Raw genomic sequence first — 12,196 nt, 5'->3', positions numbered from 1 at the left:
CTCTCGACCGCGAGGCGTCAATTTGGCATTGCTGTGCATGTTCACCCGGTTTCTTGGCGGTTGCTGTTGCTTGGTAACTCCAGCTTACCGGCCAGATTCCGGGTGAACAACCTATCGAAACACTACACCTAGGGGCTGTTTCCAAATGAGGATTTTCGTTCGTTGGCAAGGAAAACGAGCCTGCCATGAGGGAGTATACTCTTCTCGTATTCGACCGACATGGCAGGCGAAGTTTGACGTAGCCAACGGGCGAAAGGACTATTTGCAAACAGCCCCTACCGGTCGCGGGGCAACAACAGCCACGCCGGGCCGGGGGCGTCCAGATGCCCGGCCACGGCGGCCGCGCGGTCGCCCGCGCCGCAGAACAGGTCGATGCGGTATCCCTTGATGGCCCCGCCGGTATCCTGCGCAAGGCCGAGGCCGGTCACCGCGCCGCCGCCCGCGTGCTGCGGCACCGGGGTGGAAAAGGCCAGCAGCGCGCCGGATGGCAGCACGGAACGGTCGGTGGCCAGGCTTACCCACGGGGTCAGCGGCCTGCCCGTGCACCCCAGCGGGCCGCTGCCCGCGCCTTCCTCCAGCCGGAAGAAGACGTAGCTGGGGTTGGTGTTCATGAGGGCTTGCGCCTGTGCAGGGTGGTCTTCCAGCCACTGGCGGATGGCAGGCATGTTCACCCCGTCGGGCGGCAGATCGCCCCGTTCCTTCAGGATGCGCCCGATGGACACGTAGGGGCGTCCGTTCTGCGCGGCGTACAGCACACGGGCCTCGCTGCCGTCGGTGAAGCGCAGCCTGCCGGAACCCTGCACCTGCAGGATGTACACGTCCACCGGGTCCGCCGCCCAGGCCAGTTCCAGCCCCTTGCCGCGCAACGCCCCCCCGGCGTCGATTTCCGTGCGGTCGTAGTAGGGCCGCAGCACGCGCCCCTTGGGGCCGTTCACCACCCGGTAGGTCATGCGCTGCCTGCCGGAGCCGGACGTGGCCAGTTCCGTCACGCGCATGTCCGGCGGGGTGCGGTAGATGGGATGCGCGTAGCCGGGCGCGGGGCGGCGGCTGGCGAGCAGCACCGGCTCGTAGTAGCCGGTCCAGGCGGTGTCCACGCGCAGCCAGCGGAACCGTTCGGCCAGCAGGCCGGGGTTGGCGTCCAGCGAGGGCAGCAGGCCGGACAACTGCCGCAGGGCGGCCATGAAGTCCGCGTTGGTCACGCGCACTCCCGGCCGGTCCAGGGCCACGCCGTCGGCCGGGCGGGTGGCCATGTAGGAAAGGCTTTGGGCCAGCGCCGGGGCCAGGTCGTTCCACGAGGCAAGCCCCTGGCTGCGCGGGTCCATGGCCGCGATGGCGGCGCGGATCTCGTCGGACGAAACCTCCGTGTACGCGGGCAGGGGCGGCAGCGACAGGGCCGGGCGCGCCGGGGCCGGGACCTGCTCGACGACGGGCGTCACCGGCGTGGGGGCAGGAACCTCCGGCGCGCGGGATGCGCAGCCGGACAGGAACAGCGAAAGCGCCAGCGAGCCCATGGCGGCCGGAAGGACGGCCGGAAGGACGGCCGGAAAGGCGGCGGCCGGGAGACCGGTCAGGGACGCGCCGCGCACGCGCGCGGCTTTGGCTTTCAGGACAAAATGACGTACGAATCGAGACGCCGCGCCACGCGGCAGGAGGTTGCGAAACATATGGACGGCTTTCCCGTGCCGGAAATCTGGTTGGCCCATCGCGTGTCCTACGGTGAAACGGACATGATGGGCGTTGTGTACTATGCGGAATACCTGCACTTCTTCGAACGCGCCCGCAGCGAGTTCATCCGCTCGCGGGGCATGGGCTACGCCACGGTGGAAGAGCGCGGCATCATCCTGCCGGTGCGCGAGGCGCGCTGCCGCTACCGCAGCCCGGCGAAGTTCGACGACCTGCTCCAGATACGCGCAGGCATCAGCGAATGGGGCCGCGCCTCGCTGACCTTCGTGTACGAGATTCGGGACGAGGGACGCAACAGGTTGCTGGCCGACGGCATGACCCAGCACGCCTGCATCAACCGCGACGGCAGGCCGGTGCCCGTGCCCGGCTGGCTGCGCGATTTGTTGCAATAGCATCCTTTCGGGCCGTCGCGGGCAGCCAGGCCGCACGAACGGGCGCACTTCACGAAATGAATGTGCCTGCTCCTTGACTGACCAGTGGACCGGGGCGTAGGCAAGGCCCATGTTCCTCGACGTCCACACCCATGCCTTCCACCCCAAGATCGCGTCCAAGGTCCTGCAACAGCTGGAAGCGCACTACGGCATTTCGCCCGTGGGCGAAGGCGTGGTGGAAGACCTGCTGCCCCGCGCCCGGCGCGCCGGGCTGGACGGGGTGGTGGTGCACTGCGCCGCCACCGCCGCCGCGCAGGTGGTGCCCGCCAACGCCTTTGCCGTGGACTTGCAGCGCAGCCACCCTGGGGTGGTGGCCTTCGGCACCGTGCACCCCGAGTACCAGGACTGGGAGCACCAGTTGGACCGGCTGCGCGCGGCAGGCATCCGGGGGCTGAAACTGCACCCGGAATTCCAGGGCTTCCGGCTGGACGACCCGCGCCTGCTGCCCATCATCGAGGCGGCCCAGGACGACTTCGTGTTCATGTGCCACATCGGCGACAAACTGCCCCCGGCGGAGAACCCCTCCTGCCCGTACAAGCTGGCCGCGCTGCTGGACGCCTTTCCGCGCGCCCGGTTCATCGCCGCGCACCTCGGCGGCTACCTGCACTGGAAGTACGCGCTGGAAGCGCTGGTGGGCCGCGAGGTGTGGATGGACACCTCCAGCAGCCTTTCGTTCATCGACGACGCCACCCTGCGCGCCATCTTCGACGGGCACGACCGCGAGCACATCCTGTTCGGCAGCGACTACCCCCTGTTCGACCCCGCCGACGAATGCCACCGCCTGCAACGGCGGCTGGATCTGTCCGACGGGGAAATAGAAGTGCTGCTGTCCGGCGCGGCCACCCTGCTGGGGCTCGACGGGTAGCGGAACGCCGCCACGCCCCGGCGGATCACACCAGCTGCAAGTATCCGATGAAGTTGTCGATGCCGCGCAGGCGGCAGTCGGCGTAGCGGCGCGCGTAGTCCTCGAAGGTCATGCGCCGCCCGTAGATGTTGAACGTCGCGTCCGGCCCGCCGAAGGCCAGACCGTGGTGGGCGGCCACCTGCGGGTGGATGGGCAGTTCGAATTCCGGGTACGGGTCCGTGAAGCCGTCGCGCACCGCCGGGGGCAGCGGGTCCATGCCCAGCGCCGCCAGCACCCCTTCCGCCATGTGCAGCACCAGCCGCCGGTTGGGGTGGTTGATGGTGGCGAACAGCCGTTCCTGCTTCCACAGCGCCTCCACCAGGTCCACCGTGGGGGCCACCACGGCGGGAATGGCGGCGGGCGTGGCCGCATCCCCCGCCCCGCGCTCCTTGTCCCGCTCCACCGCAAGCGAGTGGCGCAGCATGGCGTCCAGGTCGTACTTGGCCGCGATGTCGCCGTGCAGGTACACGTGCAGGATTTCCGCCATGCTCAGGCCCATGGACACCAGCCGGTCCAGAAACGAGTCGCCGAAATCCATGGGGCTCTTGTTGGTCCAGAACGGCCAGTAGCCCGTAAACAGCATGTTGGGCAGGCGCAGCACCCGCGCAGCCGGGTTGACCATGGCCAGCAGCCGGTCCGAGGCGTGGTCGTCCCACTTTTCGCCCAGGTGCTGGTACAGGAACAGGCCGCAGCCGGAAAGCTCGGCGGGGGCGATGCGCTCGCGCAGGTAGTTGGTGTACCGGCGGATTTCGTAGCGTTCCGCGAACTGCGGCGATGCCGCCAGCAGGACCGCCAGCGGGTCGCCCTGGCAGTTGGCGTGGATGAGGCAGAGGCTGCGGTGCGGTGCGGTCATGGGAATCTGCGCGAAACAAGGCGGCTGGAGTTGCGGTGAAAATGCGGCCTGCGGCCGGTCCTTCGCCTTCTGTTCGGCGGGCGCGCCCGTTTTCTTTACATCCCCACCCGATTGTGGAACACTATCTTGTGGGCGTGCGTCCAACGGCATGCGCCCGCGCCCGGCATCGCCGAACCCGGCTTGTACACCCAACCCCCCGTACAGACAATGCTCATCGCCGTCCGCGCGCGACGCGTCATACCCCTCGCAGGTGAGGGTCCGTCACGAGACCCGCGCGACCTGTTTTCGCCGCCCCGCGTTCTCGACGACCACGTCGTTGTGATCCGGGGCGTTTTCTTGGACGGCGCGGGGCAGGCGGCCTCGGCGGACGGCCCGTGCGCCGCCCCGCCCGGTGAGCCCGGTGCCCCCCATACAGAGGACGCGGCCCGCGTGCTTTCCGGATTGCGCGGGGGCGTCATCGAGGCCGTGGAGCCCATGGACGCCTTCCGCCGCCGCGCGGGCGTGCCCCTGGCCGATCTTGGCGACGTCACCCTGATGCCCGGCGTGGTCAACTGCCACACCCACCTCGAACTTTCGCACCTGGCCGGGCGCACCGTGCTGGGCGGCGGCTTCGTGCCGTGGGTGAAAACCCTGCTGTCTCTCACGGGAGCCGGAGCGGGGGCCGAAACCCCGCCGGAAGTCCGCGCCGCGGCCCTGGCCGACGCCGCGCGCCAGCTAGCAGCCTGCCACACCGCCCACGTGGGCGACATCACCGCCGTGGCCCCGGCCGCCGTGCGCCGGGCCATGCAGGCCGCATCCATCGGCTGCTCGCACTTCGCCGAGGTGTTCGGCTACCGCTTCGCCACGCCCGACGGCCAACCGGCGGCCCCGGCGGACACCGCCGCCCTGTGGCCCTGGGCCATGGCGGAACTGATGGCGGACATGACGCAGGACGATTTCGCGCCCCCCCCGGCGCCCGCATCCGCCGCGCCCTCCGCATCCGCCGTATCAGGCCCCCCCGGCGCGCCCTTCCCCGTCCACCCGGACGCCGCCCTGGCCGGGCACGCCCTGTACTCCACCCATCCGGTGGCCCTGGCCGCCGCCCGCCGCTGGTGCGAACGCAACCACCGCGTCTTTTCCATGCATCTGGCCGAGCACCCCGACGAGGTGGAATTCCTGACCACCGGGCGCGGCGCGCTGGCGGACCTGCTGGCCGTGCGCGTGCTGCCGCCGGGCTTTGCCGCGCCGGGCATGCGCCCCGTCCCCTACGCCGCCGAACTGGGCCTGCTGGACGAGGGCACCCTGGCCGTGCACTGCGTGCAACTGGACGCGTCGGACATCCGCCTGCTGGCCGAATCGGGCGCGCACGTCTGCCTGTGCCCGCGCTCCAACGCCGCCATCGACGTGGGCGCGGCCCCGGCCCACGCGCTGGCCGAGGCGGGCGCGCCGCTGTGCCTGGGCACCGACAGCCTGGCCTCGAACCACGACCTTGACCTGTGGAACGAAGCCCGCGCCCTGCGCGACCTGCCCGCCGGGCATGACCTGCCGCCCGCCGCCCTGCTGCGCCTGCTTACCGTGAACGGCGCATCCGCCCTGGGACGGGGCGACATCGGCGCCATCGCTCCCGGCCGCCGCGCGCGGCTGGCCCTGCTGCCGCAAGACTTTTCCGAAGCATTGGGGACAACCCCGTAAACCCCCACACCCACATGCAGCACGCACAACGCCCCACGTGGCCCCACAAGGACCTGCTGGACGTCACCCAGCTGACGCGGGCCGAACTGTTCCACCTGCTGGACACGGCGGCCCAGTTCCACGACATCAACCGTCGCCCCGTGAAGAAGGTGCCCACCCTGAAGGGCAAGAGCGTGGTGCTGTTCTTCGCGGAGCCGAGCACCCGCACCAAGACCTCGTTCGACGTGGCGGGCAAGCGCCTGTCGGCCGACACCTTCTCGCTGGCCAAGAGCGGGTCCAGCCTGTCCAAGGGCGAAAGCCTGAAGGACACCGCCCTCACCCTGCAAGCCATGACCCCGGACATCATCGTCATCCGCCATTCCTCCAGCGGCGCGGCGCAGTTCCTGGCCGAACGGCTGGACTGCTCGGTGGTCAACGCGGGCGACGGCTGGCACGCCCACCCCACCCAGGCCCTGCTGGACTGCTATTCGTTGCGCCAGGCCTGGGGCGACACCTTCGAGGGGCGCACCCTGCTCATTCTCGGCGACATCGCCCACAGCCGGGTGGCCCGCTCCAACGTGCACCTGCTCTCGTCGCTGGGGGTCAAAGTGCGGCTGTGCGCCCCGCGCACCCTGCTGCCCGCCGGGGTGCGCAACTGGCCGGTGACCGTCTTCAACCGGCTGGACGACGCCGTGCAGGGCGCGGACGCGGTGATGTGCCTGCGCCTGCAACTGGAACGCCAGCAGGCGGGCCTGCTGCCCGACCTGCGTGAATACGCGCAGCGCTACTGCCTGTCGCCCCGGCATCTGGACATGGCCGCGTCGGGCGCGAAAGTGCTGCACCCCGGTCCCATGAACCGGGGCCTGGAAATCTCGTCCGTGCTGGCCGACGCGCCCGAAAGCCTGATCCTGGACCAGGTGGCCGCGGGCGTGGCCACGCGCATGGCAATCCTCTTCCTGCTCGCCACCCGTACCGGTGACGGGCAGACCGCCGACCACGGAGGCCGCGCATGACCGCCACCACTTCCGCTTCCCTGTTTCTTCGCAACGCCCGCCTGTTGGGGCGCATGGTGGACGTCGCCGTGGCCGACGGGCGCATCGCGTCCGTGACGGACAGTGGCGCGGGCTGCGCCCCCCCCGTGACAGGCGCCGGTTCCGGCGTAGCGCTGGAAGACGCGCACACCATCGACGCGCGCGGCATGGTGCTGTTCCCGGCCTTCATCGACGCGCACACCCACATGCGCGAACCGGGCCAAGAGTACAAGGAGGACATCGCCAGCGGGCTTGCCGCCGCCGCCCACGGCGGGTTCGGGGCCGTGCTGTGCATGGCCAACACCAAACCGGTCAACGACGACGCCTCCATCACCCGCGACATGATCGACACCGCCCGCCGCCACTGGCCGCATGGCCCGCGCCTGCACCCCATCGGCGCGGCCACGGTGGGGCTGAAGGGCACCGAACTGGCCCCGCTGGCCGAACTGGCCGAGGCGGGCTGCGTGGCCTTTTCCAACGACGGCGCGCCCGTGCCGGACACCGAGATGTTCCGCCGCTGCGTGGAATACGCCGCCGACCAGGGCAAGGTGGTCATCGACCATTGCGAGGATCCCTACCTGGCCAAGGGCGCGCACATGAACGAAGGGGAAACCAGCGGCCGCATCGGCGTGAAGGGCCAGCCGGACATCGGCGAGGCGCTGCACGTGGCGCGCGACATCCTGCTGGCCGACTACCTGAAGCTGCCCATCCACCTCGCGCACATCTCGTGCCGCCGCTCGGTGGAACTCATCGCCTGGGCCAAGCAGCGCGGCGTGCCCGTGACGGCGGAAACCTGCCCCCACTACCTGCTGCTGACCGACAAGGAACTGCTGGGCTACGACACCAAGGCCAAGGTCAACCCGCCCCTGCGCACCGACGACGACGTGGCCGCCCTGCGCGAGGCGGTGCGGACCGGCGTCATCGACATCCTGGCCACCGACCATGCCCCGCATGCCGCCCACGAGAAGGAAACCCCGCTGGACGAGGCGCCCAACGGCATCACGGGTCTGGACACCGCCGTGGCCCTGAGTTGGGGGCTGGTGCGCGACGGCCTGCTGACCGAGGCGGATATGGTGCGCCTGTGGGCGGTGGAACCGGGAAAGATATTCGGATTGCCGGTGAATGGCTTCAGCGTCGGCGATCCGGCGGATTTCTTCCTGCTGGACCCCGAGGAGAAGTGGGTGGTTTCGCGCGAGACCATGCACTCGAAGAGTTGCAATACTCCGTTTCTGGGGAAGGAGCTTGTGGGCAGGGTGAAGGGGCTGTGGCTTGGCGGGGTGAAGGTGGTGTAGGGGCTGGGGGGTAATTCCTGACGGGAATGGAAGGAGTTGTGCCCTGTTGGATGCGGCTTCTACGAATACACACCAGCGTTATTGACCGCCCTCGATTTCGTTATGCCTCCGGCGGACAGGGGGCCGCTAAGCGGCGGCCCCCTGTACCCCCGCGCTCCGGGGGGCACAGCCCCCCTGGTCCCCCCAACGTATCCTGCACCGCATTCTTCACCGGGCAGCTTCCCTCCGGCGCAGACGCCTCCGGGTGATCTGCCCGGCGGAATGCGTATGTGCGCCAAGCTCCCGCTGCCTCCATCCCACTTGAGTGCCCTTACCCACGCCCCCGTTGCGACGCATGTGCCGCCGCCAAAGCCCGGCGTCACACGCTTCTACGCGCCGTACGTGTCCGTTGGACCAACCCCGAATATACACACGCCCATAGCATGGTCACGGCAATGGGAGCTTCGCGCGCATTGGCGTCACTGGCGGCAGATCGCCCGAAGGCGCTTTGGCCGAAGGAAAGCTGCCGCCGTGACGCCGCGCAGGACAACAACCGCTACACGCGAGCCTCGAACCTTAGCCAAAGCGACGGGAGCCACATGCACATACGCGTTCCCGTCGCCAGATCGCCCGAGGCGCGCCAGCGCCGCAGGGAAGCTGGCGGCGAAAGGAACGCGGTGCGGGATGCCCGCGATAGAAACACCCATGCGCTGCCAAAACGACGAGAGATTCGTGCGCATTGGCGGCACCGGCGGCAGATCGCCCGGAGGCGCCCCAGCGCCGGAGGGAAGCTGCCGCCGTAGGGACGCCGCGCAAGAGACGCTGGGGGTCCAGGGGGCGGAGCCCCATGGAACGCGGGGGTGCAGGGGGTGTTCGTTACAACACCCCCTGCCCGCCGGAGGCATAACGAAATCGAGCGTGGTCAAAAGGGCGGGACTGTCTTCGTAGATGCCGTGCCCATCAAGGCATTACCCAATCGAACAGCACTATTCCCTTCCTTCCGCAACCGCCCACCCCCATCCCCTCCCCCTTGCATCCCCTCCCGATTTTGTGCATTTTGGCACAATCACGCGGACGCATTTCCCGTGCACACCCGCCCAGCGATGTCCGGCCCCGGCACGGCACCTCCGGCGAACGCCCGACCGGCCGCTGGCCGCACCGCGCCTTGACTTTTCGGGCCGCGCCTGTGATGCACGGATGGCACCGCGCCCGAGGGCGCGCTTTTCATCACTTTCAGGAGGACAGGGATGAGCCAACCTTTCAAGGACGCCATAGCCATCTGCAAGGCCATCCTTCGCAACGGCTACGACGCCTACGTGGTCAACGCGCAGTTGCAGAAGGAACTGCTGGACGGCCGCGAAACCGAAATCGACATCGCCTGCGAGCCCGACTACGAAGAGCTCGGCAAGCTCTTCCCCAGCCTCGAGCGCTCCAACGAAGAGGGCGTGGTCGCCACCATGCGCGAAGGCGGAGCGCTGATCCGCTTCTACCACACCGATACCGAGGAATCCTCGCACCCGGAACATACCCTGGCCCGCATCACCCCGCGCATGCTGCGCGTGCTGGAAGAGCAGGGCAAGGTGCCCCCCGCCCTGGCCTGCCCGTACATCGCCCACACCGGCGACGTGTACGAAGGCTTCGAGGACTTCTCCCAAGGCAAGGTGCAACTGCGGGGCATTCCGGACGAAACCCTGCGCCGCAACTACCTGCTGGTCATCCGGGCCATGCGCTTCGCGGCCAACTTCGACCTGCCCATCGAGCCCAATTCGTGGATGGCCATCATCCGCGCCGCCAGCCGCGTGCTGGACTACGTGCGCATCTCGGACATCATGGACGAATGGCGCAAGGTGGAAGCCGAGTGCATGTGGAAGTTCGTGCAACTGCTGTTCGATGCGCAGATCCTGCACGGCCTGCTGCCCGAAGTGGCGGCCCTGTCCCGCGTGCGCCAGCAGCGCAACGACGAGGGCGCGGAAGAGTCGGTGCTCGAACACACCCTGGACTGCATGCGCCACTACCCCGAGGGTGAATACAACTACGACTGGCTGGGCACCTTCGCCATGCTGTTCCACGACGTGGGCAAGCTGTACACGGCGGAATACTTCGACGGAAAGTGGAACTTCTACCAGCACCATCGCGTGGGCGCCAAAGTGACGCGCAAGCTGTTGCGCCGCCTGCACTTCCTGCCGGAGGACGTGGAAACGGTGTGCCATCTGGTGCGCCATCACATGCGCTTCCACTTCATGCTCACCGACCGGGGCATCCGCCGCTTCAAGTCGCTGGACGAATACCCCCGGCTCATCCAGATAGCCCGCGCCGACCTTGAGGCTCGCGACGGCAGCTACACCTACTTCAATCACAACATGAAGTACCTGGAGCGCGCCGAAACGCCGGAGCAGATGCTGGAACCCCTGCTGAACGGCAACGAGATCATGGAGTTCACCAACCTGCACCCCGGCCCCCAGGTGGGCATGCTGCGCGATGCGCTGCTGAAGGCGCAGGTGGCGGGCGAAGTGACCAGCGTGCCCGAGGCCGTGGACTACGTGCGCGAGTACAAGGCGAAGAATTTCGGCTAGGGCCGGAATGCGGATTGATTCCTTGCGGAAGACGCGGGGGAAGGGACGAAGGTTCCTTCCCCCGTTTTTTTGTTGGGGAGGGGCGGAGGGGGAGGGGAAGAAAAAAGAGGAAGAAGACAGGAGTAGTGCCTTGTTGGGCACGGCTTCTACGAAGGCACGTCAGCGTTATTGAACGCCCCCGATTTCGTTATGCCTCCGGCGGGCAGGGGGTATTGTAACGAACACCCTCTGCACCCCCGCGTTCCAGGGGCTCCGCCCCTTGGAACCCCGGGGCGTCCTGCGCGGCGTCCCTTCGGCGGCAGCTTCCCTTCGGCGCAAGGCGCCTCCGGGCGATCTGCCGCCGGTGACGCCAATGCGCGCGAAGCTCCCGAAGCCTTGGCGCACGTTCGGGTTCTGCGTGTACCCCTGGTCGGTCTGCGGTGCACCCGCGACGCCGGAGCTTCCGCCGTCGCAAAGCCTCCGGCGGCGATCTCCGGCTGCGGGCGCAATCCGCACCAATGACGGTGGCTGCAATGGAATGGGCTGTCGGCAACGGGAGCGACAGACAACTCGACATCGCAGTCCGATGCATGAGTGAACTGCGTTGGCTGACAAACGGTGGCGCAATGTTGAAACATCGCCTCAGCGCCAGCCGGTAAGCGCCCGCGCCACCTCGCGGCCGTCGGAGCGGCGGGTGAGGATGTGCACGAAGCGGGCAGTGCCGGGCGTGGCCGCATCGGCGGGCGCGGACAGGCACTGCGCCTCCACCGTGTCGCCGTACACCGTCTCGGCCCGGAAGTGCATGTCCAGCCACGCCGGCCGGGATGATTCCTGCACTTCGGCGGGCACGCCTTCCAGCGCCCAGTCCAGGTAGCGCACGTTGTTCACGTGGCGGTTGCGGTCCATGTCCGCCCGGCGCACCACGAAGGGGATGGAAGAGAGCGGCGCCGTGCCGTCTTCGGGCGCCGGCAGCCGACGGTCCCCGGTTTCCAGCGCCAGCGGCGGCTGTTCCGGCAGCAGGGCCGCCACCGTGGGGGGGATGCGCTCCGGCCGCCGGGTGGCCAGGTTGATGACCACCCAGAACGAAGCCCCGCGCGCCACCACCGCACCGTCCCCGCCCAGCATCAGGTAGTCGCGCCGGAATTGCAGCCGCTCCACCCCGCACGGCCAGGTGCGCACCGTCACCGTCTCGCCTTCCGCCGGGGCGCGCTCCACCTGCACCACCAGCCGGGCCAGCACCCACGCCAGCCCTTGTTCGTGCAGCGCGGCCAGCGAAAGCCCCAGCCGGTCCGCATGCACCCCGGCCGCCTCTTGCAGGTAGTCGCAGATGATCTGGGCGGAAACGGTGCCGTCCGGCCCCACCTCGTAACCGCGCACCCGGAAGGTTTCCTGGTGCACCCGCAGGTCGGCGGGAACCTGCACGGGGAGTTGCGCGGCTTCGAGGGCGGCAAGGCCGGTCGACTTGGGCGTATCGGGAGTATCGGGCATGCGGGGGCTCCTTGTCCGGTTGTCCGTGCGGCGCGGCATGCGGCAGCGTGGCGCACCGCCACGGCATAGCGCCGCAACGCCGCCGCGTCCACTGTCACCCGCGCGGGTGACGCTGCCATGGCGTGGTTCAAGGAGCCACTCCCCGACGCGTTTTGTGGCGTACCCCCATGCCCCTCGCGGATGCGAAAACGGCAGGCCGCCACCTCACCTACCCCGGCATGCTCATGCCCGGCCCGCGCGGAATTCGCGGGAGCAGCATGCTTGACCCGCCTTGACACCCGGCCGCCGCGCGCCTATCTGTTGCCCCTTCAACAGTTGCAACGGCAACAATGG

At 68.7% G+C, this 12,196-nt stretch carries 9 protein-coding genes; 6 read left to right on the top strand and 3 right to left on the bottom strand.

The annotated features are described in order from the left end of the window. Positions 1–275 precede the first annotated feature (275 nt). Positions 276–1,586, bottom strand: coding sequence for a murein transglycosylase A (gene mltA, locus V6B97_RS04250; protein ID WP_333505245.1), 1,311 nt, complete (start codon positions 1,584–1,586; stop codon positions 276–278). Between the two features lie 78 nt (positions 1,587–1,664). On the opposite strand from mltA, the gene V6B97_RS04245 reads away from it, so the two are divergent. Together V6B97_RS04245 and V6B97_RS04240 are read left to right on the top strand one after the other, a co-directional pair. Next, positions 1,665–2,075: an acyl-CoA thioesterase gene (locus V6B97_RS04245; RefSeq protein ID WP_333505244.1), complete on the top strand. Its 411-nt coding sequence runs from the start codon at positions 1,665–1,667 to the stop codon at positions 2,073–2,075. Positions 2,076–2,184: 109 nt separating this feature from the next. Next, positions 2,185–2,979 (top strand): amidohydrolase family protein, encoded by a 795-nt coding sequence (locus tag V6B97_RS04240; RefSeq protein ID WP_333505243.1) that lies wholly within the window; start codon positions 2,185–2,187, stop codon positions 2,977–2,979. A gap of 25 nt (positions 2,980–3,004) precedes the next feature. Here the strand turns inward: V6B97_RS04240 and V6B97_RS04235 are convergent, their stop codons facing one another. Next, complete coding sequence (locus tag V6B97_RS04235) at positions 3,005–3,871, bottom strand: WcbI family polysaccharide biosynthesis putative acetyltransferase (RefSeq protein ID WP_333505242.1); 867 nt, start codon at positions 3,869–3,871, stop codon at positions 3,005–3,007. Between the two features lie 429 nt (positions 3,872–4,300). Between V6B97_RS04235 and V6B97_RS04230 the strand changes: the two genes are divergently transcribed. The 4 genes from V6B97_RS04230 to V6B97_RS04215 all read left to right on the top strand — a co-directional run bounded on the left by V6B97_RS04230 (position 4,301) and on the right by V6B97_RS04215 (position 10,396). After that, positions 4,301–5,542, top strand: a complete 1,242-nt coding sequence (locus V6B97_RS04230) for an amidohydrolase family protein (protein ID WP_442935460.1) — start codon at positions 4,301–4,303, stop codon at positions 5,540–5,542. A gap of 14 nt (positions 5,543–5,556) precedes the next feature. Further along, entirely contained in the window at positions 5,557–6,534 is a 978-nt protein-coding gene (locus tag V6B97_RS04225) for an aspartate carbamoyltransferase catalytic subunit (protein ID WP_333505240.1), read from the top strand. Beyond that, the gene (locus tag V6B97_RS04220; RefSeq protein ID WP_333505239.1) at positions 6,531–7,844 is read left to right on the top strand and encodes a dihydroorotase; all 1,314 of its coding nucleotides are present in this window, start codon (positions 6,531–6,533) and stop codon (positions 7,842–7,844) included. The genes V6B97_RS04225 and V6B97_RS04220 overlap by 4 nt, the downstream gene beginning before the upstream one ends. A gap of 1,226 nt (positions 7,845–9,070) precedes the next feature. Next, positions 9,071–10,396 (top strand): HD domain-containing protein, encoded by a 1,326-nt coding sequence (locus tag V6B97_RS04215; protein WP_333505238.1) that lies wholly within the window; start codon positions 9,071–9,073, stop codon positions 10,394–10,396. 621 nt (positions 10,397–11,017) lie between these two features. Here V6B97_RS04215 and V6B97_RS04210 read toward each other — a convergent pair. Next, positions 11,018–11,863, bottom strand: coding sequence for an acyl-[acyl-carrier-protein] thioesterase (locus V6B97_RS04210; protein WP_333505237.1), 846 nt, complete (start codon positions 11,861–11,863; stop codon positions 11,018–11,020). Positions 11,864–12,196 lie beyond the last annotated feature (333 nt).

It is taken from the genome of Nitratidesulfovibrio sp. 1201_IL3209 (assembly GCF_036763125.1).
GTDB lineage: Bacteria > Desulfobacterota > Desulfovibrionia > Desulfovibrionales > Desulfovibrionaceae > Cupidesulfovibrio.
The sequence above is the reverse complement of the archived record's forward strand: the minus strand, read 5'-3'. Positions and strand labels throughout refer to the sequence as shown.

Excerpts from the sequence above, each read along its gene's own strand:
- V6B97_RS04245 (WP_333505244.1), top strand. The coding sequence starts at position 1,665 with ATGGACGGCTTTCCCGTGCCGGAAATCTGGTTGGCCCATCGCGTGTCC.
- V6B97_RS04240 (WP_333505243.1), top strand. The coding sequence starts at position 2,185 with ATGTTCCTCGACGTCCACACCCATGCCTTCCACCCCAAGATCGCGTCC.
- V6B97_RS04235 (WP_333505242.1), bottom strand. The coding sequence starts at position 3,871 with ATGACCGCACCGCACCGCAGCCTCTGCCTCATCCACGCCAACTGCCAG.
- V6B97_RS04225 (WP_333505240.1), top strand. The coding sequence starts at position 5,557 with ATGCAGCACGCACAACGCCCCACGTGGCCCCACAAGGACCTGCTGGAC.
- V6B97_RS04220 (WP_333505239.1), top strand. The coding sequence starts at position 6,531 with ATGACCGCCACCACTTCCGCTTCCCTGTTTCTTCGCAACGCCCGCCTG.
- V6B97_RS04215 (WP_333505238.1), top strand. The coding sequence starts at position 9,071 with ATGAGCCAACCTTTCAAGGACGCCATAGCCATCTGCAAGGCCATCCTT.
- V6B97_RS04210 (WP_333505237.1), bottom strand. The coding sequence starts at position 11,863 with ATGCCCGATACTCCCGATACGCCCAAGTCGACCGGCCTTGCCGCCCTC.